This window comes from Neorhizobium populisoli (assembly GCF_019430945.1).
Lineage (GTDB): Bacteria > Pseudomonadota > Alphaproteobacteria > Rhizobiales > Rhizobiaceae > Neorhizobium > Neorhizobium populisoli.
Genome location: NZ_JAHYCB010000004.1, coordinates 488,105 through 510,543, shown reverse-complemented (window position 1 = coordinate 510,543; position 22,439 = coordinate 488,105). Strand labels below are relative to the sequence as shown.

The window sequence follows — 22,439 nt, the reverse complement described above, 5'->3', positions numbered from 1 at the left end:
AAACATAAAACTTGATTCCAAAGTCGTATTTCTTATGCATGCGGACATTATCAGACATCGGGGGAGTTTCCAGATGAATTTCGCGAAAATGCTTGCAACATCAACGGTTGTGCTTGCGAGCCTTTTACCCTTTTCCGCACTGGCACAGTCCTTCACCGTGAAGGACGTAGCAGGCCGCGAGGTGAAGTTCGACAAGCCAGTCGAGCGCGTTATTCTGGGCGAAGGCCGGATGCTCTACGGCGTGGCGCCGATCGAGAAGGAAGACCCGTTCGCCAAGATCGTCGGCTGGCGCAACGATCTCTGGACCACCGACAAGGACGGCTTCAACGCCTATGTCGCCAAGTTCCCGAAGGGCAAGGAACTGCCCTATCTCGGCAACCTGACCGACGGCACGCTGCAGACCGAAACCGTCGTCAAGCTGAACCCGGATGTCCTGCTTCTGCCGATCGGCAACAAGAAGGCAGCCGACGAGGTGAAGCTCGAAGACATGCTGAACAAGATCGGCGTGAAGATCGTCTATATCGACTTCCGCGAGCAGATCCTCGCCAATACCGAGCCGAGCCTGAAGATCCTCGGCAAGCTCTTCGGCCATGAGGACCGCGCCGAAGCTGTCGCCGCCTACTGGAAGCAGCAGATGGCGCGCGTCACCGACAAGCTGAAGGCCGCCAATCCGAAGAAGCCGAACGTGTTCATGTATCGCGCTGCAGGCCTCGTCGAATGCTGCGGCACGTTCGGCCCGGACAATTTCGGCCTGATGGTGGATTGGGCCGGTGGCCACAATCTCGGCTCCGACTTCCTGCCGGGTTATACCGGCTCGATCAATGCCGAGCAGGTGGTCGCATCCAATCCCGACGTGATCGTCGTCACCGGTTCCAACTGGAGCCAGACCAAGGACGCCAAGGATTACGTCAATGTCGGCCCATCTGCGGCGGCCACAATCGAAGACAGCCGCAAGGTGCTGAACACGTTGATGCAGAACCCGGCCTTCACCGGCTCCAAGGCGGTTGCCGGCGGCAATGTCCATGCCATCTGGCACCAGTTCTACACCAGCCCCTATCAGTTCGTCGCCGTGCAGCAGATGGCCAAGTGGTTCCATCCGGAGCTCTTCGCTGATCTCGACCCGGATGCGACCTTCAAGGAATTCTCCGACAAATTCCTGCCGGTCGCCTATCAGCCGGGCTACTGGGTCGACGCAAAGGCGGCAAAGTAAACCGATATGGCCGAGATCGCCGCATTGCAGATCGAAGCTGAAGCCGGGCGGGAGCGCTATCGCGCCCTCGCCCGCCGCAAGCTTCTGATCCTCGCCGCCATGACAGCCGCCCTGTGCTTGTCATTTGCCGTCGATCTCGCCTGGGGGCCGGCTCGCTACAGCCTCGGCGAAGTCATCGCCGCACTGATCGATCCGTCCTCCGTCTCGGCGCAGGTCCGCGCCGTGGTCTGGGACATCCGCATGCCGGTCGCCGTCATGGCGATCTTCGTCGGGGCCGCGCTTTCGGTCGCCGGTGCGCAGATGCAGACGATCCTTGCCAATCCGCTGGCGAGCCCGTTCACGCTCGGCATATCGGCTGCGGCAAGCTTTGGCGCGGCACTTGCGATCGTCACCAGCATCTCGATTATCCCCGTCGCAGCGAGCCTGCTGGTGCCGGTCAATGCCTTCATCATGGCGCTGATCGCAACCCTGTTCATCCATTTCGTCTCGCAGATGCGCGGCGTCAGCGTACAGACGGTTGTTCTGCTCGGCATCGCGCTCGTGTTCACCTTCAATGCGCTGCTCGCCTTTGTGCAGTATCTCGCCACCGAACAGGCGCTGTCGGCAGTGGTGTTCTGGACAATGGGCAGCCTCACCAAGGCGACCTGGCCGAAGATCTGGATGACGCTTGCCGTGGTACTGATCGCCCTGCCGCTGTTTGCCCGCAATGCCTGGGCGCTGACCGCAATCCGGCTCGGCGAGGACAAGGCGGCGAGCTTCGGCGTCAATGTCCGCCGCATCCGGCTGGAGACGATGCTGATCGTCTCACTGCTCGCTGCCGTGCCGGTCAGCTTCGTCGGCACGATCGGCTTCGTTGGCCTTGTCGGCCCGCATATCGCCCGCATGATCCTAGGCGAGGACCAGCGCTTCTTCTTGCCAGGCTCCATCCTGTCAGGCGCGCTGCTTCTGTCGCTGACCTCGATCGTCTCGAAGTCGATCATTCCGGGCGTCGTCTTCCCGATCGGCATCATCACCGCTCTCGTCGGCGTGCCGTTCTTCTTTTCGCTCATCCTCTCGAACCGGAGCCGGTCATGGTAGCGCTGCAACTGCAATCGGTCGGCGCTTATCACGGCCGCAAGCTGTTCGTCGAAGACGTGACGACGCCGGTGATGAAGGCTGGTGAAGTGGTCGCGGTCATCGGCCCTAACGCAGCCGGCAAGTCGACGCTGTTCAAGCGCATCACCGGCCTCCTGAAGGGACCCGGCAATATCGTCATCGATGGCGCGAAGACCAAGAACGCCATCACCTACATGCCGCAGGATACGTCCGCCAATGCGGTGCTGACGGTCTATGAATCGATCCTGCTTGCCCGCAAGCAGGGCCAGTCCTGGGCCGTGGGAGATCGCGATCTCATCTTCATCGACGAGATCATGCGAGCGCTCAATATCAGCTCCATCGCATTCCGGGACCTCGGCGCGCTTTCCGGTGGCCAGCGGCAGCTGGTATCGATCGCGCAGGCGCTGTCGCGCGAGCCGGAAATCATCCTGATGGACGAACCGACCAGCGCGCTCGACCTCCACCGCCAGGTGGAAGTGCTCGACTTCATGCAGCGGCAGGCGCGCTCGAAGGGCATGATCGTGATGATCGCCATCCACGACATCAACCAAGCACTGCGTTTCGCCGACAAGGTGCTGGTCATCGCCAACGGTCGCATGCGCGCCTGCGGCAATCCCCGCGATGTCGTTACCGTCGATATGCTGCGCGACGTCTACAAGGTACATGCCCGCATTGAGAAATGCTCGATGGACCACGATCACGTCATCGTGGACGGGACAGCCCATTAATTCCGGGGAGATATTCGGATCCTGACGGCCCGCTTTCGCGCGTATTCGGCTGCCTTGAACAAAATCACCATTCGTCTTTGCCTTCAGGCGCGTTTTCGCTAAAAGAGAAAAAAAAGCGAATGGAGAGGGCTCGTGTTCCTGACGGAGCGCCAAACGAAGATCGTGGAGCTTGCCAAGTCACAGGGCCGTGTTCTGGTCGATGACTTGGCAACGCAGTTCTCGGTCACACCCCAGACGATTCGCAAGGATCTGAACGATCTCTGCGATGCCGAGTTGCTGACCAGAATTCACGGTGGCGCCACGCTGGTGCGCAGCAACGAGAATGTTCGCTACGACGCACGGCGCCAGATCGCCGCCACGGAAAAACAGGCTATCGGCATCGCGGCAGCCGGGCTGATCCCCGACAATTCTTCGCTCTTCATCAACATCGGGACCACAACAGAAGCCGTTGGAGAGGCATTGGTCAATCACCGCGAACTGATGGTGATCACCAATAATATAAACGTTGCCAATAGGTTACGCCTTCTGGACGAGATCGAGGTGGTGATTACCGGCGGCGTCGTGCGCCAATCCGACGGCGGGATTGTCGGTGAAGCAGCGGTCGATTTCATCCGACAGTTCAAGGTCGATTATGCGATCATCGGTGCATCAGCTATCGATCCGGACGGCGCACTTCTCGATTACGATTTTCGTGAGGTGAAGGTGGCCCAGGCTATCATCGCCAATGCCCGGCATGTGATCCTCGTCGCCGACTCGACCAAGTTCGAGCGCACCGCCCCGGTGCGGATCGGTCAGATTTCGCAGGTCCAAACCTTCATTACAGACCACTGCGATTCGCCCTCCATCCGCGAGATTTGTCAGCAGAACGGTGTCGCGCTCCTGGAAACCACGAAAGAAAACCACTGAATTTATTGGCGAACGACATTCGTTTGACATTCGAAAAATTTTCGCTTTAATCAATCTCAGGTTCACATGTCAGTGAACTGCCGTATGTTTCTGATCGGCGAGGGGAGTGATGAGCCAGCAAATTCACGATATCTTTGTCATCGGCGGCGGCATAAACGGCTGCGGTATCGCGCGTGATGCCGCCGGGCGCGGTTATTCCGTAGCGCTTGCCGAGATGAACGATTTCGCTTCCGGCACATCTTCCGGCGCCACAAAGCTCATCCACGGCGGGCTTCGTTACCTCGAGCACTACGAATTCCGGCTGGTGCGGGAATCGCTGATGGAGCGCGAAACGCTTTGGGCGATGGCGCCGCATATCATCTGGCCGATGCGCTTCGTGCTGCCTTACCACAAAGGGGGCATTCGCCCCGCCTGGCTCATTCGCCTCGGCCTGTTCCTCTACGATCATCTGGGCGGCCGAAAACTGTTGCCGCCGACAGCCGTGCTCGACATGCGTTCCGATCCGGCCGGCAAGCCGCTGAAACCGCTTTTCACCAAGGCATTCGAATATTCCGACGGCTGGGTCGATGATGCGCGGATGGTCGTGCTGAACGCCAGGGATGCGGCTGATCGCGGCGCGCTGATTCTGCCGCGGACCAAGGTCATATCTGCCCGCCGGGAGAACGGCCTGTGGACAATCGAAACGGTCGAGACCGCGACCGGCCGAGCGCAGACCCATCAGGCCCGCATGCTGGTGAACGCCGCAGGCCCCTGGGTCGACCGCGTCATCCGCGAGGCGCTCGGCAATAACGAAGCCCACCATGTCCGCCTCGTCCAGGGCAGCCATATCGTCGTGAAGAAAAAATTCGAGGGCACCCGGGCCTATTTCTTCCAAAACCAGGACAACCGGATCATCTTCGCGATCCCCTACGAAACCGACTTTACCCTGATCGGCACGACCGACCGCGACTACAAGGACGATCCGAAGGACGTCCGGATTTCGCAGGAGGAAACCGCCTATCTCTGCAATGCCGCCAGTGAGTATTTCCGCGAGCCGGTGACGCAGGACGATATCGTCTGGACCTATTCCGCGGTTCGGCCGCTTTACGACGACGGAGCCTCGAAGGCGCAAGAGGCGACGCGCGATTACGTGCTGAAGCTTTCCGATGGCGGCAATGCCCCGTTGCTCAATGTTTTCGGCGGCAAGCTGACGACCTATCGCCGCCTTTCGGAACACGCGCTTGAGAAGATCGCCGAGGCGATCGGAGCGAAGGGCCAGCCCTGGACCGCAAAAAGCCACTTGCCAGGAGGCGACTTTGCAGCCCAAGGTTACGAGGCGGAAGTTGCCAAGCTGATGGGCAAATATCCGTTCGTGGAGGAACGGTACGCGCGGCGGTTGGTGCGACGCTACGGGACCCGCGCGGCGGTGATCCTTGGTAATGCCACCAGGATGGAGGATCTCGGTCGTCACTTCGGTGGCGGCCTGTACGAAGCGGAAGTGAAATATCTGATCGACCGTGAATGGGCCATGGGTGCGGAGGATGTGCTCTGGCGGAGGACCAAGGACGGTTTGCGAGTGACTGAGGAAGAGGCGAAATACCTGGAGGAGTACATGGCCGCGATACCGGCAAGAATGGCCGGATAAGCGGCATGTGTTCCCGCTGTGAGGAGGCACGGGAACCTGCATGCTGGAAATGCGCAACATCGCCAAGATGGTGGGAGGTGAGTATCATATTCACCCGACCAGTCTTGCATTCGACCGCGGCTCGCTGAACGTCCTGCTCGGCCCGACGCTGTCGGGGAAGACGTCGCTGATGCGGCTGATGGCCGGGCTCGACCGCCCGACCAGCGGATCGATCGTTTTCGATGGCACGGATGTCACTGGCGTCGCTGTCCAGAAGCGCAATGTCGCGATGGTCTACCAGCAGTTCATCAACTATCCGGCTTTCACCGTTTATGAAAACATCGCCTCGCCGATGCGGATCGCCGGCAAGGATGCAACGACGATCGACCGCGAAGTCCGCAAGGCCGCCGAACTCCTGCGGCTGACGCCCTATCTCGACCGTACGCCTCTCAATCTCTCCGGCGGCCAGCAGCAACGCACCGCACTTGCCAGGGCGCTCGTCAAGAATGCGAGCCTGGTGCTGATGGACGAACCGCTCGCCAACCTCGACTACAAGCTGCGCGAGGAATTGCGCGAAGAGCTTCCGCGGATATTCGCGCAATCCGGCGCCATTTTCGTTTATGCGACGACCGAACCTTCCGAAGCCCTTTTGCTCGGCGGCAATACGGCGGCATTGTCGGAAGGCCGCATCACACAATATGGCCCGACCATCGATGTCTATCGCCGACCGGTGGATCTCGTTACCGCCAAGACCTTTGCCGATCCGCCGCTCAATTTCATCGATGTCGTCAAGTCCGGAGGTTCATTCCAGCATCAGGGCACTGATGGCATCGGCGTCCCGCCGCATCTTTCAGCCTTGCCCGACGGGCCAGTGACAATCGCATTCCACCCGCATCACTTGGGATTCTCGGCACAAACAGGTACTGCGGTGAAGCTTAGAGCGAAGACACAGATATCGGAAATCACCGGCTCCGAAAGCTTCGTTCATATGAACTTTGCCGGCGTGCGCTGGGTCATGCTGGCGCCCGGCATCCATGACATCGATCCGGATACGGATATCGACCTCTTTCTGGACACCCGCCACCTGCTGGCTTTCGGAACAGACGGTCGCGCCATCGCGGCGGCGGCTTGAGGAGACGGACATGGCACGCATCACGCTCGATCATATCCGCCACGCCTACGGCTCCAATCCGCAATCCGAAACGGCTTATGCGCTGCGCGAAGTCGACCATGAATGGGCCGATGGCGGTGCCTATGCACTGCTTGGCCCTTCCGGATGCGGCAAGACCACCCTGCTCAACATCATCTCCGGCCTGTTGCACCCGTCCCATGGCCGCATTCTCTTCGACGGGAAAGACGTCACCGATCTTTCCACGCAAGAGCGCAATATCGCCCAGGTTTTCCAGTTCCCGGTGATCTATGACACGATGACCGTTTACGACAATCTGGCATTCCCGTTGCGAAACCGGGGTGTCGCGGAGGCAGACGTCGATCGCCGTGTGCGCGAGATGCTGGAGATTATCGACCTTACCGACTGGTCGAAGCGCAAGGCCCAGCGGCTGACGGCCGACCAGAAACAGAAAATCTCGCTGGGGCGCGGCCTCGTCCGCAACGATGTCAACGCGATCCTTTTCGACGAACCGCTGACCGTCATCGATCCGCATATGAAATGGGTGCTGCGATCGCAGCTCAAGCGTTTCCACAAGCAGTTCGGCTTCACCATGGTCTATGTCACACACGACCAGACCGAAGCGCTCACTTTCGCCGACAAGGTAGTGGTGATGTACGAAGGCCAGATCGTCCAGATCGGCACGCCGGCCGAGCTTTTCGAAAAGCCGAGCCATACGTTCGTCGGTTATTTCATCGGTTCTCCCGGCATGAATGTCATGCCCGCCGAGCTTCAGGGCAATGCGATCAGGATCGGTAGCGAGACAATTGCGCTGGACCATTCGCCGAAGATTGCCGCCGGAGCGACCGTCGAACTGGGGATCAGGCCCGAATTCATCCGCCTCGGCCGAGAAGGCATGCCGGTCACGGTAACGCGCGTCGAGGACATCGGCCGCCGCAAGATCGTCCGCGCCAGCCTTGCAGGCCAGCCGATCTCGATCGTCGCATCCGAGGATACCGACGTGCCGGCCGAGGCCCGCGTCACATTCGATCCGTCGGCGCTCAATATCTACGCCAATTCGTGGCGCGTCGGCAGGGAGGCCTGAAGCGATGGAAAAGACCTGGAACAACAAGGCCTGGTTTCTCGTCCTGCCGGTGCTGCTGCTCGTCGCCTTCTCGGCGGTCATTCCGCTGATGACGGTCGTGAATTATTCGGTGCAGGATACGTTCGGCAACAATGAATTCTTCTGGGCCGGCACCGACTGGTTCACCGAGATCCTGAAATCGGCGCGCTTCTGGGAGGCATTGCAGCGCAACCTGCTCTTCTCCTTCATCATTCTGGCGCTCGAGATTCCGCTCGGCATCTTCATCGCGCTGAACATGCCGAAAAAGGGCATCGGCGTGCCGATCTGCCTCGTGCTGATGGCGCTTCCGCTGCTCATTCCGTGGAATGTCGTCGGCACCATCTGGCAGGTATTCGGCCGTGTCGATATCGGCCTTCTCGGCCACACGCTGGAAGCGCTCGGCGTCGACTACAATTATGTCCGCGATCCGATCGATGCCTGGATCACCGTAATCGTTATGGATGTCTGGCACTGGACGAGCCTCGTCGTGCTGCTCTGCTATGCCGGTCTCGTTTCCATTCCGGATGCCTATTATCAGGCGGCCAAGATCGATGGCGCATCGCGGTGGTCGGTGTTCCGCTACATCCAGCTGCCGAAGATGAAGCGGGTCCTGCTCATCGCCGTCCTCCTGCGCTTCATGGACAGTTTCATGATCTATACGGAACCGTTCGTGGTCACCGGCGGCGGGCCTGGAAACTCGACCACCTTCCTGTCGATCGACCTCGTCAAGACTGCTGTCGGCCAGTTCGACCTCGGACCAGCGGCCGCCATGTCGATCGTCTACTTCCTGATCATCCTGCTGCTCTCATGGATTTTCTACACCGTGATGACTAGCAGCGATGCGGATACGTGAGGACAGGAGAGCACCATGGCTTCAACCATAAAATACAAGCCTGCGGGCAACCTCTCCTGGCTGGTCTCGACGATCTACATCGTCTTCCTTATGCTGCCGATTTATTGGCTGATCAACATGAGCTTCAAGGAAAACTCCGAGATCACTGGCACGTTTTCCCTCTGGCCGCAGAACCCGACGTTCCGGAACTACATGGTGATCTTCACCGACCCTTCCTGGTACAACGGCTATATCAACTCGATCATCTATGTGGTGCTGAACACGATCATATCGGTGCTGGCCGCCTTGCCCGCGGCTTACGCCTTCTCGCGTTATCGCTTCCTCGGCGACAAGCACCTGTTCTTCTGGCTGCTGACCAACCGGATGGCGCCACCGGCGGTATTCGCCCTGCCGTTTTTCCAGCTCTATTCGGCTTTCGGCCTCATCGACACGCATATTGCGGTCGCACTGGCGCATTGCCTGTTCAATGTGCCGCTGGCGGTCTGGATCCTCGAAGGCTTCATGTCCGGCGTGCCGAAGGAAATCGATGAAACCGCCTATATCGACGGTTATTCCTTCCCGCGCTTCTTCGTGAAGATCTTCATGCCGCTCGTCGCATCGGGCATCGGCGTCGCCGCCTTCTTCTGCTTCATGTTTTCCTGGGTGGAACTCTTGCTGGCACGCACGCTGACGACGACCGCCGCCAAGCCCATCTCGGCCATAATGACCCGCACCGTGTCCGCATCCGGCATGGACTGGGGCGTGCTTGCCGCGGCCGGCGTGCTGACCATCGTTCCCGGCGCGCTCGTCATCTATTTCGTCCGAAACTACATCGCCAAGGGCTTCGCCCTCGGCCGCGTCTGACAGGAGGAGGCACAAATGAGCTTTTCATGGATGGCCTGGACGCTGCCAACGGCGCTGTTCTTTCTGACGATCCTCGCTCTGCTCATCGGCATGAGCATCTGGGAATATTTCGCGCCCGGCGGTTCGCCGCGGACAGGCATCCTGCGCTTCGAAACGACGCGCGGAGACAGGCTGTTCATCTCGCTGCTCGGCGCGGCATTCATTCATCTCGCATGGTTGGGACTGATCGGCCCCAACCTGTGGTGGGCTCTTGCCATCGCAGTGGTCTACGCCATCGGCGTCTTCCGCTTCGTATAAAGGCAAGTCCAAAAAGTGTCGGGAAAACCGGCACTTCAAGTCGAACGTTGCAATCGCAAACTCTGGGAGGACTAAAATGCGACGGCATCTTATGACGACGACAGCAGCAGCGCTGCTGGCTCTGACCGGCTCTGCCTATGCCGGCATGGACGAGGCGAAACAGTTCCTGGACAAGGAAGTCGGCGATCTTTCGTCGCTTCCGCGCGCCGACCAGGAAAAGGAAATGCAATGGTTCATCGACGCGGCAAAGCCGTTCGCGGGCCTCGACATCAAGGTCGTCTCCGAAACGATCACCACGCATGAATACGAATCCAAGGTGCTGGCGCCGGCGTTTACCGCGATCACCGGCATCAAGATCACCCACGACCTGATCGGCGAAGGCGACGTCGTCGAAAAGCTGCAGACGCAAATGCAGTCGGGCGAAAACATCTATGACGCCTATGTCAACGACTCCGACCTGATCGGCACCCATTGGCGCTACCAGCAGGCCCGTTCGCTGACGGACTGGATGTCCGGCGAAGGCAAGGACGTCACCAATCCCGGCCTCGACCTCGACGACTTCATCGGCCTCAAATTCACCACCGCGCCGGACAAGAAGCTCTACCAGCTGCCCGACCAGCAGTTCGCCAACCTCTACTGGTTCCGTTACGACTGGTTCAACGACGCCAAGAACAAGGCCGATTTCAAGGCGAAGTACGGCTATGAGCTGGGCGTTCCTGTCAACTGGTCGGCCTATGAGGATATCGCCGAGTTCTTCACCGGCCGTGATGTCGGCGGCAAGAAGGTCTATGGCCATATGGACTATGGCAAGAAGGACCCGTCGCTCGGCTGGCGCTTCACAGACGCCTGGCTGTCGATGGCCGGTAACGGTGACAAGGGTCTGCCGAACGGTCTGCCGGTCGACGAATGGGGCATCAAGGTCAACGAAAAGTCCCAGCCGGTCGGCTCCTGCGTCGCGCGCGGCGGCGACACGAACGGCCCAGCAGCCGTCTATTCGATCCAGAAATATCTCGACTGGATGAAGGCCTATGCACCCGCCGCCGCTCAAGGGATGACCTTCTCGGAATCCGGCCCGGTTCCGGCCCAGGGTGAAATTGCCCAGCAGATGTTCATGTACACGGCCTTCACCGCCGACATGGTCAAGCCCGGCCTTCCGGTGATGAACCAGGACGGCACGCCGAAATGGCGTTTCGCTCCGTCTCCGCATGGCGTCTACTGGAAGGACGGCATGAAGCTCGGTTACCAGGACGTCGGTTCCTGGACGCTGATGAAGTCCACCCCCACCAACCGCGCCAAGGCGGCCTGGCTCTACGCCCAGTTCGTCGTGTCGAAGACGGTGGACGTCAAGAAAAGCCATGTCGGTCTGACCCTGATCCGCGAAAGCACAATCCGGCACAAGAGCTTCACGGATCGCGCGCCGAAGCTCGGCGGCCTGATCGAGTTCTACCGCTCGCCGGCCCGCGTCCAGTGGTCGCCGACCGGTACCAACGTGCCCGACTATCCGAAGCTCGCGCAGCTTTGGTGGCAGGCGATCGGTGACGCTTCTTCCGGTGCCAAGACCGCCCAGGCGGCCATGGATTCGCTTTGCTCCGAGCAGGAAAAGGTGTTGCAGCGCCTTGAACGCGCCAAGGTGCAGGGCGAAATGGGTCCGAAGCTCGCCGAGGAGAAGGACCTAGCCTACTGGAACAAGGATGCCGTCTCGAAGGGCAATCTTGCTCCGCAGCTGAAGGTCGCCACCGAGAAGGAAAAGCCCGTCACCATCAACTATGACGAGCTCGTCAAGAGCTGGGCCGACGCCAAGAAATAAGCCAATTCGCCGGGCGCCCAGGCGCCCGGCGATCTTCTATTTGTGGAATGAGCATGCCGGGCAAACCCGATCGGGTTCAGAGCGCCGCCTTTAGAAACACATGGATGTAGTCCGCCGATAGCTGCGGAAACTGGTGTTGCGGGCCATGTCCGGTCCTTGGCAGAATGAGCAGCTGCGCGCGCGGTATCTTGCGAACGAGCGGAAACCAGTTGTCTACGGGAGTGCTCGGATCGTTGTCGCCGCACAGGATCAGCATCGGCACATCGGATCTCTTCAGCGCCTCGCGAACGCCCTCCTCGTCCTCATGGAATTTCCGGGCCGCCTCGAAGAAGAGCTTGAACTCCTCCATTCTCGACGGGATGCGCTCCGTCACCCCTTCTCGGGCATAGATGCGGTTGTGGGATGCGACCGCCGCCGCCATGCTTTCCTCATAAGCGGGTTCGAAGAACAGTACCTTTTCATCGGCAAGATCGTTGACGGGCTTCAACGCCAGCTGGAACCAGTCCTCGCGCATGGCATGCTCGACATGGCCGGGCGGGTTCGTGCCGATCAGCACCGCACGCTTTATCAGGTCGGGATATTTCGCGATGAAGGTCTGAGCGAGCGCCCCGCCCCAAGACCAGCTCACCAGATGGAATTTCTCCACACCTATCGCTCTCGCAAACTCGGCCATCGTTGCGGCTACTGCCACCATGTACGCCGCCAGCGTGCCGTCGGAATAACCCACTCCCGGATAATCCACTATGATGACGCGATACCCGTCCGCGAGCGCATTGCTGAAGGCCGGATCCCAGGTGTCTATCGTGCCGCGAAGGCGGGTGAACATGACGATCGGTTCACCGGTACCGATCTCGCAATAGCCGAGCTTTGCGCCATCAACGGTGACAAATTTGATTTCGGTCATGGATGCGATCCCTTGACGGAATGTTGAACGGCAACCGGACGAGAGAGATTCCGGGCGGATTTGAAGCAGACGGCCGCGAGCATGATCGCCTCTGCGAGAGCGCAATACCCGCGACCGCTCTACAGCTTCGGGCGATATCAGCTCTGGAAGAAGGCCAGCAGATCCGGGTTGGCCACTTCCGGATGCGTCGTGCAGAGACCGTGCGGAAGACCCTTGTAGGTCTTCAGGGTGCCCTTCTTAAGCAGCTTGACCGCCAGCGGCGCCGAGTCCGCGTAAGGCACGATCTGGTCGTCATCGCCATGCATCACGAGCACGGGAAGATCGATCTTCTTGAGGTCTTCGGTGAAATCGGTCTCCGAGAAGGCCTTGATGCAGTCGTAATGCGCCTTCGCGCCACCCATCATGCCCTGCCGCCACCAGTTCTGAATGACGCCTTCGGAGGCTTTTGCACCGGGACGGTTGTAGCCGTAGAACGGGCCGGCCGGAATGTCGCGGAAGAACTGCGCCCGATTGGCCACCAGTGCGGTACGGAAGCCGTCAAAAACTTCGATCGGCAGACCGCCCGGGTTCTTTTCGCTCTTGACCATGATCGGCGGTACGGCGCCGATCAGCACCGCTTTCGAGACACGGCCCGGCTTGGCACGAGCGACATAATGGGCAACCTCGCCGCCGCCGGTGGAATGGCCGACATGGATGGCATTCTTCAGGTCCAACTTTTCGGCCAGTTCGGCGACGTCGGCTGCGTAGGTGTCCATCTCGTTGCCGGTATCCGTCTGTGTCGACCGGCCGTGGCCGCGACGGTCATGGGCGATGACCCGAAAACCCTTTTCCAGGAAGAACATCATCTGGTTGTCCCAGTCATCGGCCGAAAGTGGCCAGCCGTGATGGAATACGATCGCCTGGGCATCCTTCTTGCCCCAGTCCTTGTAGAAGATTTCCGTTCCGTCCTTGGTGGTGATGTAGCCCATGGTCATGTTCCCCTGTTCGGTTGCGGTGGATTGGTTGGCTGCCGATGCCCACCCCGGAAACGATGCGACGGCAATTGCCGCGCTTCCGGCAAGCAGGAGGTCACGCCGCGTGGCGTTCAGATCTAATGCGATGGCGGTGCCGGTCATGTTCGTCTCCGTGGAAGCTGTGCCTCTGTTGACGAAGAGGAACGTGCCCGAGGGCTGGCCGTAAAACGAGTTAAGCGTCGTAAATTGATGAAAATCAGGAAATCCGGGGGGCAGCGGTCAAGCAAAAAGGGCCGAAAACCTCGACCCCTTCGTGACTGGCGCAGTTCGATGGCCAATAGACACAGTTCAGGCGGACACGAACCTGTAGGCATCGCCGCGGCGCTCCGCATAACCGACCCCCGGATAGGTCCAGTGATATCCGAGCAATTTCAGCTTTTCGGAGGCCGCCCTGTCGAGAAGCCGGCGGCGGCTGGCGAGCGCGACTTCCGTGTCGGTATCGAAGCCGAAATGCCAGTCCGGCCGCGCGAAGAAGATCGTATCGTTGGTGCAGGCATCGCCGGTGATCAGAAGATTGTCGCGGCCCTTCAGTTCGATCGAGACATGGCCTGGTGTATGACCGGGCGTATCGACGACCGACATGCCGGAAACGATCTCGTCACCCGCCCGGACACGGACGATCCGGTCCTCGACAGCAAACAGGTCTCGCTGGGCGCCCTTGGCAAAACCATGCAGAGCGGCCGGCCTTCGCATCTCGAAACTCTTGTCCGTCCAGAAGTCCCATTCCGTCTGGCTCACATAATATCGGGCGTTGGGATAAAGAACCTTGCCGTCAGCCGTGACGGTCGCACCGGAATGATCGGGATGCACATGGGTAAACACCACCTTGGTGATCTGCTCCGGAGCAATACCCAATGTCTTGAGATTTTCCGCCAGCTTGCCCGCCGTCGGCTGAAAGTTCGTACCGGAACCGTTGTCGATCAGGATAAGGTCGTTGCCGTGTCGTATCAGCGGGATATTCGCCTGGACTGCGGCGCCCTTTTCGTTGCCGCCAAGACGCTTCAGGAAATCGGCCCGCTCCTCAGGACCGGCATCCGGGAGCAGGACCTCCGGCGGGAGCGTGATGAGACCGTCGCTGACGACGGTGATGTCGAACGCACCGTGCGCGAATTGATGGAACGGCGCGGCAAGGACGTCGCGCGGCAGAGCCATGGCAGCGGCGAACGCGGCGGAGCCGGCAAGCAACTGCCTTCTAGTGGCGCCGATATCGGTCTCGAACTTGGACATGCTCTATCTCCTCTTTGCCTAACGACCGTCCTGGTCATGGGTCGCGATGCCGGGAGGTTAGGCACGCGTGAAGCCGCGGGCGAGTTAAGCGTCGTAAATCGATGAAAACCCTATCAGAAGACGCCACCCCAGCGCATGTCGGCCACGACATTGATCAGGACACGGGCCGCACATAGCGGGGAATCGTCATTGTCGCCGAGGATCAGCAGGCCATTGCCCGCACCCTCCGGCGAAAGCAGCAGATGCTTGCCGGGAACGAGCGCTACCGGTTTGCCCGCGCCAAGAAAAGCCCTGACGAGAGCTGCGACGCCATTGTCGTCATCCGCCCAGATTTTCCCGGTGAGCCCGATGCAGAATGCTGCGGCAAAGTCCTCCACGACGATCTGGTCGATGCCCAGCGTATCGGCAAGTTCTTCCCGGGCACTCCGATCACCCTTGAACCGGCGTATCGCCTCGTCGGAGAGATCGCTGGATCGCACACTTTCCGAAAGCATTGGAGGACCGCCCAGCGGGGTGGCAAAAACGACCTCGGAGAAATCCTTGAATGCGTAATAAGGCGGCGCGATCCTCGCCAGATCCACTTCGTGATTGCCCGTCCCGTCTCCGCCATCGGCAATCAGTATCAGAAAGCGGATGGCGGCTTCTTCGCTCATTTCGGTCTCCTGCTCTGCTTTGATGATCGCGCGAGCCGGACTTTGGAACGAGTTTAGATTTGTAAATCGGTGTAAATTCCGCTCTTCAGTGAGCGCCAACGTTATTCCTGACGGGCGATCCAGCGTCCACACCGCTCGACAATATCGCATCGAGATCGCGATCGATCCGCCGTTTCCAGGCAAGAGCACCATCCCGGCGCGCCACTTCTGCTGCCGTGGTCAGCAGCTCCATCGCACGTGTAGCTCCACGACCTGAAGTCTCGGCGAGGATGACCTCCGCCTTCACCCGATAAAGTTCCGGCAAGCACCAGCGTTCGCCGGAATCGCGGCAGTGTTCGATAGCCTCATCTATCAGCGTGAAAGCCTCGGAATGACGTGAAAGCCCGGCCATCGCGCTCGCGGCAACCGATTGGAAATAGGTTTTGAACAAGGTGAAACCGGCGGCCGACAGCGTTTCCATGCCCGTTCTCAATGCCCGCAGGCATTCTTCCGCCCTACCCTCACGCAGCATCAGCTCGGCCTCGAAGCAGTCGGCATAACAATGCCAGACATCGAGCGAAAGGGCCTTGGTATGTTGCCTCAACTGCGCGATATAACCGGCGGCCAGGTCGTCGCGGCCCGAGAGGAGCGCGATCGGGCATGCGGCCTCCGCCAGCGCATTGGCAAGCGACAGCGTCTGGCCGATATCGGCCGCATGGTCGATTGTTTCGCGCACTTCCTGTAGCGCTGAATCTTCGTCTCCCAGGACCCACATCACCCGCGCGAAGATGATGCGAGCGACGATCCGCTGGTCGAACTGGAAGCGGATGGAATGTGGGCCACCCTGTACGCTGGAATATTCAACCAGCATCTGCCGCAGTTCGTCGCCGGATTCGGCGTGGCGGCCAAGCCAATGCAGAGTGGCACCGCGCATGCGTTGGCCGATGATCGCATCGGCAGGATCAACTGAGGATGTCGCAAGCGAGCCGAAACGCTCGGCGAACTCCATTGCCGACGCGGGCTGGGCGCGGTTGATCGCATCGACCCATAATGCCCAGATGGCGCGCAGCTGGTGATCGATATCGCCGATTTTCTCGGCGATATCGAGCGCGGTAGACCAGGCCCGGATTCCGAATTCCGGCGCGTCGGTGGCCCGCATCTGCGGCCAACCCAAGGCGGCATAAAGCTTCATGCGGCTGGGCTCATCCAGGCCGGGCCGTGTTTCAAGAAAGTTGATGGCCCTCGTGACGGCCACGAAACATTCGTCCAGAAGCGACAACCGGAACAGAAGCGGAAGTGCCGCCACCGTGAGGCGGACTCCCAGCGGTCGGTCGCCATGTTCTCCGAAAGACCAATCGAGAGCGGATCGCAGGTTCGTCACCAGCGATGCATGGTCCTCGGACCATTCGTCAATGGCGGCGGAATAGATCTCGCGCTCGGCGCCGGCCAGCCTGCCTTCCAGATATTCGGTCAGGCGGGACATGGAGCGGTCCTCGCCGCTGCATTCCGCCAGCTTTTCAGCGGCATATATGCGTGTCGTATCGAGAATATGATATCGCGCACCGGCAGACTGGATGTCCGCGCTCACCAGCGACTTCGATACGAGCGAGGCCAGCTCATCTTCCGGCAGATCGCCCGACAATACCTTGATGGCCGCGTCCGCACCGAACCATCCGCGGAAGACCGACAGTTCCTGCAATGCCGTCCGCTCGCTCGGGGACAGGATATTATAGCTCCAATCCAGAGTGGCGCGGAGCGTTTGGTGTCTGGGCAGAGCGGTGCGCCGCCCGCGCGTCAAAAGCCGGAAGCAGTCCGACAGCGAGCCTGCCAGACCCTGAATGCTGATCGCCTCAAGTCGACCGGCTGCGAGCTCGATTGCCAGCGCAATGCCGTCGAGCCGTGCGCAGATGTCCACGACATAAGGTGCGTCCTCATCGGAAAGTTCGTAACTGCCGAGGCAGGCATCGGCGCGTTCGACGAAAAGCTGGACGGCGGGAGACAGCAGGGCTTCGCTCGCTCCGCCGGTCGCCGACGGCAATTCCAGCGGAGGCAAGCGATGAACGCGCTCGCCTTCCGCACGCAGCGGCTCCCGGCTGGTCGCAAGGATCCGGGCGGAGGGCGACATGCTCAGGATCGCCTCCACCATCGGCGCGACACCCTCGACGACCTGTTCGCAGCCGTCGAGCACCAGAAGCACGTCGCGGTTTGCCAGATGAAGGGCGATGTCGCGGACGATATTATCCGTTCTTGCCAGAATGCCGAGTGCCGAAGCGATCGTCGTCGCGATCAGTCCGACTTGCCCCACTTCGGAAAGGTCGATCCAGACGGTCTCCGACACGCCTTTTCCCATGGCGGCTGCACGCGCCACCGTGGACTTGCCGATCCCGCCAGGCCCAACGATCGTCAGCAGCCGGGAACGCTGCAACTGCATGGCAATCGACGCGATAGATTGGTTTCGCCCGAAGATGCGCGCGCCTGCCGGCATATTCCGGACGCTGGATGGAGGCGCGATTGAGGTCGGTTGGTCAGCCTGCTCAGGCACAATGTTTGCGATGAATGTGTAACCGCGCCCGGGAATATTGGCGATGAACTTCGGTTCTCGCTGGGTATCGTCCAATGCCTTTCTCAGGGCAGAGATGTGCACACGTAGATTGGCCTCCTCGACGAACGTATCGGGCCAGACATGCTTGATGATCTCGGCATTGGTCTTCAGCTCTCCCGGATGTGACGCAAGGAAGATGAGCATGTCGGCGGCACGGCTACCGAGCGCAACCGGCTGCCCGTCACGCAGAAGCACGCGGCGGCCTGGTATGATCGTGAATGAGCCGAAATGTATGTCGCTCACCGCGTGCCTCGCGAATGCCTCTGAATGCAGCTGACCGATGTGAAGCATATTTGCCGGGAGATTCCCGTTTGGCAACGACAAGCTTCAGTTCAAAACGAAAGTATAATCGGCGTGAAATTGTGATTGAGTTTACTCTAATGGAATATGGCATTGTATATATAGAAACAGACTAATGTTATGGGAGTATGCAAATACAATATCGGCCTGTCATGGAGCCCCCAGCATGTATAATCTTAGTTAAATTACAGCTGCACCACAGTTTCAGGTCGTACCCGGTAATCATATCCTTTGCAGTCAATCCGCAGTACCGATGGCGGTGCAAAAAGGATAAGTGTCGGGCCTTCCGGTCTCGCTGCGTCAATTTTTCGAAACCGGCTCAGCCCTCCTTGCAATAAACATAGGAATCCTATATTTATTGCGTATGGAAACGCCGAAGAACCCCTTTCCTATCGACTTCCGCATTCGCGAAGGCCTTTCGCGGATTGCGATGGCGTTGCGAGTCGACGAGTGGAAGAAGGCCAAGGATGTGGGCCTCAACCCTACCCAGCTCGCAATTCTCGCCCTGCTCGAAGGGCGAAAGGATGGGCTGAACGTGAAGGAGATCGCCGCCCACCTCGGCGTTTCCCAGCCGACGGCAACCGATTCCATCGCGGCGCTGGAAAAGAAGCAGCGTTTGGAAAAACGGGCGGAACAGGGCGATCGGCGCGCGGTCCGTGTGTATCTGACACCTATGGGCCTTGCGGCTCTCCAGCCCGATACGGGCGACAGCCTGGCCGAGCAGGCGGTCGGCTCGCTTGATAAGTTGGAGCAGCAACAATTACTGCTCACCCTCATTAAGATGATCCGTCACCTTCAGGAAAGCGACGCGATCCCGGTCCAGCGCATGTGTGTGACCTGTCGATACTTCGCTCCGTTCGCTCATCCGGATGCCGGGCAACCGCATCACTGTCATTTCGTCAACGCGGCTTTCGGCCAGCGCGAGCTGCGCGTCGATTGCCGTGACCACGAAGAAGCCGATCCCACTTCCCGGGCTGCCACCTGGGAAGCTTTTCAAGCGGGATAATCCACCCTCCAGGCAAACAAAGGAAGACAATCAAATGCTTCGAAGATTTATAACCGGGACGCTGGTCGTCGCCGGAACGGCTCTTGCATGCCTTACGGCAGCACATGCGCACTCCATCAAGGCAGATCCGGCCCCGGCCGTGCAGGCCTCTTTCGATATCATCGAAACGAACATCACGACCAAAGGCGACAAAGCTCTGTTCAGCACCCGCGTGCGTGGCGAAGCGGGCAAGGACAAGCCCGACGCCACGGGCAAGTTCGAAGGCTCTAACGTCTACGCCTATGTCTGGCCGACCAGCCTCGACAGCGGTGAGATCGGCTTTGAAAAGAAACAGGGCATCGTCGCACTCGCCGTCACCTTCCATCCCGATTTCGACGATGCGGCCAATGGCGGCAAGAACCGGCATGTCTGGCATCCGCATTGGGTCGTGCTTGCCGAAGACAAGGCCTGCGGCGCCGGGCTCAAGGTCATCGATATTCCCGCCGGGGCGAAACCCAAAGTGCCGAAGACATGGCCGGGTGTGCCCCTTCTGATCGACAGTCCGGAATATCCGACGACATTCTCGGGAGACACGGTCGATGTCGAAATCCCACTATCGCTGATCAGCGGCATCAAAGGCGCTTCTTTCGATGGCGTAACGGCTGGTCTCAAGGTCAACGGCAACCTGCATGCGCCGCTGCTTTGCGTCAGCAACATCTTCAAGGTCGCTTCCGGCAATCTCAGCCTTCCCGGCAAGGTCGAGCCGGAAAAATGACCTGACCAGATAGCCCACAAGCGCCGGTTCGCCGACTGCCATCGGCGAACCGGCATATTCTCCCCTCCAAGCAAATAGAGGATAAGAACACCGGTAGAATTACCCCTATCAATCCCCCAGATGCAACAGGGCGCTCTGAAGCCAGCTCAACCAGACCGGCTCAGCCTTCGGTGTCGTGCCCAACACGATTATTGCAATCGTCGATAAGGCAGCGACTCTGCAGTATATATGGAATTCGTTGGTGCGTTTGGCGGCAGCAATACAGGCACCCTGACAGGTCAATGGATGGCGATTGCCTCCTCTCCTGAACCAGCGTTGTTATTGCTTTTCCAGTGGTCCCTATATCTCTTTGCGGCAATCGGGAGATCAAAGCCACGGTCTTTGATTGCAATTGACCCCGACAGAAATCGCCACGCCGGCTCCCGGCGTGGCAGCGAAGATAAACATGCGGCGAACGGACTAGATGCCGATTGCCATACCATCCTTGCGCGGGTCGGAACCGCCTTTCAGGACGCCGGTTTCCCAGTCGATCCAGATTGCCTGGGCGCCACCCATGGCGGATTCCGGCACTTTGACCTTGAAACCACGGCGTTCGAAATCGGCGGCCAGTTCCTTTCGCAGGCGATGTTCCATTTCCACTTGATTGGTGCCCGGAAGCGGGAAAAGACGCGGCAGGTCGATCGCGCTTTGCAGGTCCATGCCGTAGTCGAAGACCTTGGAGAGGAAATGCGCATGGCCCATGGCCTGGTAGTGACCACCCATGACGCCGAACGGCATCACAGCCTTGCCGCCCTTGGTCACCATGCCGGGAATGATCGTATGCATTGGCCGCTTCCCGCCGTCGATTGCGTTCGGGTGGGCCGGATCGAGAGAGAAGCTCATGCCGCGATTGTGGAACAACACACCGCTTTCCGGATCCATGCGGGTGCTGCCATAGACCGAAAAAATCGAATTGATGAAGCTCACCGCATTGCGGTCGCTGTCGACCACGCAGAGATAGATCGTGTCCTTGTGCGGCACGTCATCGAATTTCGGCAGATCGCCAATCGCCTTGGCCGGATTGATCATGGCGGCGAGTTCCTGCGCCAGTGCATCGGAAAGCAGATATTCCACCGGCACATTGGACTTGGCCGGGTCGGCGAGGAACCGCTGTCGCGCCGCGTAAGCAAGCCGCGTCGCCTCGACCTCGATATGCAGCCTTTCCGGCGCTATCGGATCGCCCGAACCCGGAAAATGCGACAGGATATTGAGGATCATCAGGGCGATGATGCCCTGCCCGTTCGGCGGGCACTCGTGGATTTCATGACCACGAAAGGTGGTTTTGATCGGCGTCACATATTCGCCTGCAGCGCTCGCGAAATCCTCAATCGTGTGAAGACCACCGATACTGTTGAGATAACCCACCATGCTTTCGGCGACCGGGCCGCGATAGAACGCATCCCGCCCCTCACGGCCGATGGCCTCCAGCGTCTCTGCAAGTTTTTTTTGGTACTGGATCGAGCCCGCCGGTGGCGCCTTGCCGTCCACGAGGAACGTGCTGCCCGCTGTCGGATCATGCCGGACGATCTCGGCCTGGGCTGCCAGGTCATGTGCAGTGCGAGGCGGCAGAACGTATCCGTCACGAGCGAACTTAATGGCCGGCGCCAGGATATCGGCCATCTTCAAGCGCCCGTGATCGGCGACCAGCCTTGTCCACGCATCGACGGCACCCGGCACGGTAATGGAATGCGGAGACGTGCGCTCGAGGCTGGTGACGCCGAGTGAACGCAGATGCTCGACGCTTGCCGCCGCAGGCGCGCGGCCAGAACCGTTATAGGCTAAGATCCTATCGGACCCGCCGAGCGACAGGAGTGCAAAACAATCGCCACCAATACCGGTCGATCCGGCTTCCACGACGCATTGAACGGCACAAGCCGCCACCGCTGCATCGATCGCGTTGCCGCCGTTGCGCATGATGTCGATTGCGGTCAGCGTAGCCAGCGGCTGGGAGGTTGCAGCCATGGCCTGGCGACCCACGGCCAGTGAACGCCCGGGTAGTTCGAAGTCTCTCATGTCGCTCTCATCCGTTGAATCATGGCTCGGCTCTTGGGCCTCGATTTTGGCGGAAACAGATCACGGCGCGACAAGTGTATCAAGGCGGCCGCGATCTATTTCGAATTGCCTAATATTTAAATCATTGGTTAACCCTCAGGCGTCGTAAACATATTCGTAAGGATATGAAGGGCTTGCCCTGCGTTGATCGGAGACGGCAGGAAAGAAGGGTCATGAACAGTATTCCAGCCATTCTGCTGGCCGTGATTTGTCTTATCGTCATAGGCTTCTACGCGGTCACGTTCTTTAACGCCCTGATGGGCTGACGCTTCTGCTCGCCTCTCGATAACGGTCCGATTGACCCGAGGCGGGCAGCCCTCGGCTGCTCGCGCCGTCC

At 59.7% G+C, this 22,439-nt stretch carries 19 protein-coding genes; 13 read left to right on the top strand and 6 right to left on the bottom strand.

Features of this window, described 5'->3' with window-relative positions; all coding sequences use genetic code 11:
* Window positions 1-73: 73 nt before the first annotated feature.
* The 11 genes from KX729_RS13490 (at window position 74) to KX729_RS13440 (ending at window position 11,573) form a co-directional block, all read left to right on the top strand.
* A complete protein-coding gene (locus KX729_RS13490) occupies window positions 74-1,210 on the top strand; it encodes an ABC transporter substrate-binding protein (protein ID WP_219742971.1) in 1,137 nt (378 codons plus the stop codon).
* Between the two features lie 6 nt (window positions 1,211-1,216).
* Complete coding sequence (locus KX729_RS13485) at window positions 1,217-2,287, top strand: FecCD family ABC transporter permease (RefSeq protein ID WP_219742970.1); 1,071 nt, start codon at window positions 1,217-1,219, stop codon at window positions 2,285-2,287.
* Complete coding sequence (locus tag KX729_RS13480) at window positions 2,281-3,033, top strand: ABC transporter ATP-binding protein (protein ID WP_219742969.1); 753 nt, start codon at window positions 2,281-2,283, stop codon at window positions 3,031-3,033. Before KX729_RS13485 ends, KX729_RS13480 begins: the two co-directional genes overlap by 7 nt.
* A gap of 132 nt (window positions 3,034-3,165) precedes the next feature.
* On the top strand, window positions 3,166-3,939 hold the full coding sequence (locus KX729_RS13475) for a DeoR/GlpR family DNA-binding transcription regulator (protein ID WP_219742968.1): 774 nt from the start codon (window positions 3,166-3,168) through the stop codon (window positions 3,937-3,939).
* Window positions 3,940-4,048: 109 nt separating this feature from the next.
* The gene (glpD, locus tag KX729_RS13470) at window positions 4,049-5,563 is read left to right on the top strand and encodes a glycerol-3-phosphate dehydrogenase (protein ID WP_219742967.1); all 1,515 of its coding nucleotides are present in this window, start codon (window positions 4,049-4,051) and stop codon (window positions 5,561-5,563) included.
* 40 nt (window positions 5,564-5,603) lie between these two features.
* Window positions 5,604-6,674 carry an ABC transporter ATP-binding protein gene (locus KX729_RS13465; RefSeq protein WP_219742966.1) on the top strand — a complete coding sequence of 357 codons (1,071 nt, stop codon included), beginning with the start codon at window positions 5,604-5,606 and terminating at the stop codon, window positions 6,672-6,674.
* 10 nt (window positions 6,675-6,684) lie between these two features.
* Window positions 6,685-7,755: an ABC transporter ATP-binding protein gene (locus tag KX729_RS13460; protein ID WP_219742965.1), complete on the top strand. Its 1,071-nt coding sequence runs from the start codon at window positions 6,685-6,687 to the stop codon at window positions 7,753-7,755.
* A gap of 4 nt (window positions 7,756-7,759) precedes the next feature.
* Complete coding sequence (locus KX729_RS13455) at window positions 7,760-8,626, top strand: carbohydrate ABC transporter permease (protein WP_219742964.1); 867 nt, start codon at window positions 7,760-7,762, stop codon at window positions 8,624-8,626.
* A gap of 15 nt (window positions 8,627-8,641) precedes the next feature.
* On the top strand, window positions 8,642-9,469 hold the full coding sequence (locus KX729_RS13450) for a carbohydrate ABC transporter permease (RefSeq protein ID WP_219742963.1): 828 nt from the start codon (window positions 8,642-8,644) through the stop codon (window positions 9,467-9,469).
* Between the two features lie 15 nt (window positions 9,470-9,484).
* Complete coding sequence (locus tag KX729_RS13445; RefSeq protein WP_219742962.1) at window positions 9,485-9,766, top strand: DUF2160 domain-containing protein; 282 nt, start codon at window positions 9,485-9,487, stop codon at window positions 9,764-9,766.
* Window positions 9,767-9,842: 76 nt separating this feature from the next.
* Entirely contained in the window at window positions 9,843-11,573 is a 1,731-nt protein-coding gene (locus KX729_RS13440; protein ID WP_219742961.1) for an ABC transporter substrate-binding protein, read from the top strand.
* A gap of 76 nt (window positions 11,574-11,649) precedes the next feature.
* Here the strand turns inward: KX729_RS13440 and KX729_RS13435 are convergent, their stop codons facing one another.
* The 5 genes from KX729_RS13435 to KX729_RS13415 form a co-directional block, all read right to left on the bottom strand.
* On the bottom strand, window positions 11,650-12,477 hold the full coding sequence (locus KX729_RS13435) for an alpha/beta fold hydrolase (protein WP_219742960.1): 828 nt from the start codon (window positions 12,475-12,477) through the stop codon (window positions 11,650-11,652).
* A 137-nt stretch (window positions 12,478-12,614) separates the two neighbouring features.
* On the bottom strand, window positions 12,615-13,445 hold the full coding sequence (locus KX729_RS13430; protein ID WP_246617598.1) for an alpha/beta fold hydrolase: 831 nt from the start codon (window positions 13,443-13,445) through the stop codon (window positions 12,615-12,617).
* 333 nt (window positions 13,446-13,778) lie between these two features.
* On the bottom strand, window positions 13,779-14,717 hold the full coding sequence (locus tag KX729_RS13425) for an MBL fold metallo-hydrolase (RefSeq protein WP_219742958.1): 939 nt from the start codon (window positions 14,715-14,717) through the stop codon (window positions 13,779-13,781).
* Window positions 14,718-14,830: 113 nt separating this feature from the next.
* Window positions 14,831-15,370 carry a type 1 glutamine amidotransferase family protein gene (locus tag KX729_RS13420; protein WP_219742957.1) on the bottom strand — a complete coding sequence of 180 codons (540 nt, stop codon included), beginning with the start codon at window positions 15,368-15,370 and terminating at the stop codon, window positions 14,831-14,833.
* A gap of 85 nt (window positions 15,371-15,455) precedes the next feature.
* Complete coding sequence (locus KX729_RS13415; protein WP_312991010.1) at window positions 15,456-18,194, bottom strand: ATP-binding protein; 2,739 nt, start codon at window positions 18,192-18,194, stop codon at window positions 15,456-15,458.
* 421 nt (window positions 18,195-18,615) lie between these two features.
* Between KX729_RS13415 and KX729_RS13410 the strand changes: the two genes are divergently transcribed.
* Entirely contained in the window at window positions 18,616-19,257 is a 642-nt protein-coding gene (locus tag KX729_RS13410) for a MarR family winged helix-turn-helix transcriptional regulator (RefSeq protein WP_219743137.1), read from the top strand.
* Window positions 19,258-19,291: 34 nt separating this feature from the next.
* Window positions 19,292-20,011, top strand: coding sequence for a hypothetical protein (locus KX729_RS13405; RefSeq protein ID WP_219742955.1), 720 nt, complete (start codon window positions 19,292-19,294; stop codon window positions 20,009-20,011).
* Between the two features lie 459 nt (window positions 20,012-20,470).
* On the opposite strand, the gene KX729_RS13400 is transcribed toward KX729_RS13405, so the two are convergent.
* Window positions 20,471-22,063 carry a gamma-glutamyltransferase family protein gene (locus tag KX729_RS13400; RefSeq protein WP_219742954.1) on the bottom strand — a complete coding sequence of 531 codons (1,593 nt, stop codon included), beginning with the start codon at window positions 22,061-22,063 and terminating at the stop codon, window positions 20,471-20,473.
* Window positions 22,064-22,439 lie beyond the last annotated feature (376 nt).

Coding starts and splice junctions, on each gene's coding strand:
- KX729_RS13490 (WP_219742971.1), top strand. CDS start 74: ATGAATTTCGCGAAAATGCTTGCAACATCAACGGTTGTGCTTGCGAGC.
- KX729_RS13485 (WP_219742970.1), top strand. CDS start 1,217: ATGGCCGAGATCGCCGCATTGCAGATCGAAGCTGAAGCCGGGCGGGAG.
- glpD (WP_219742967.1), top strand. CDS start 4,049: ATGAGCCAGCAAATTCACGATATCTTTGTCATCGGCGGCGGCATAAAC.
- KX729_RS13430 (WP_246617598.1), bottom strand. CDS start 13,445: ATGGGCTACATCACCACCAAGGACGGAACGGAAATCTTCTACAAGGAC.
- KX729_RS13480 (WP_219742969.1), top strand. CDS start 2,281: ATGGTAGCGCTGCAACTGCAATCGGTCGGCGCTTATCACGGCCGCAAG.
- KX729_RS13465 (WP_219742966.1), top strand. CDS start 5,604: ATGCTGGAAATGCGCAACATCGCCAAGATGGTGGGAGGTGAGTATCAT.
- KX729_RS13460 (WP_219742965.1), top strand. CDS start 6,685: ATGGCACGCATCACGCTCGATCATATCCGCCACGCCTACGGCTCCAAT.
- KX729_RS13445 (WP_219742962.1), top strand. CDS start 9,485: ATGAGCTTTTCATGGATGGCCTGGACGCTGCCAACGGCGCTGTTCTTT.
- KX729_RS13420 (WP_219742957.1), bottom strand. CDS start 15,370: ATGAGCGAAGAAGCCGCCATCCGCTTTCTGATACTGATTGCCGATGGC.
- KX729_RS13410 (WP_219743137.1), top strand. CDS start 18,616: ATGGAAACGCCGAAGAACCCCTTTCCTATCGACTTCCGCATTCGCGAA.
- KX729_RS13450 (WP_219742963.1), top strand. CDS start 8,642: ATGGCTTCAACCATAAAATACAAGCCTGCGGGCAACCTCTCCTGGCTG.
- KX729_RS13425 (WP_219742958.1), bottom strand. CDS start 14,717: ATGTCCAAGTTCGAGACCGATATCGGCGCCACTAGAAGGCAGTTGCTT.
- KX729_RS13400 (WP_219742954.1), bottom strand. CDS start 22,063: ATGAGAGACTTCGAACTACCCGGGCGTTCACTGGCCGTGGGTCGCCAG.
- KX729_RS13435 (WP_219742960.1), bottom strand. CDS start 12,477: ATGACCGAAATCAAATTTGTCACCGTTGATGGCGCAAAGCTCGGCTAT.
- KX729_RS13455 (WP_219742964.1), top strand. CDS start 7,760: ATGGAAAAGACCTGGAACAACAAGGCCTGGTTTCTCGTCCTGCCGGTG.
- KX729_RS13440 (WP_219742961.1), top strand. CDS start 9,843: ATGCGACGGCATCTTATGACGACGACAGCAGCAGCGCTGCTGGCTCTG.
- KX729_RS13405 (WP_219742955.1), top strand. CDS start 19,292: ATGCTTCGAAGATTTATAACCGGGACGCTGGTCGTCGCCGGAACGGCT.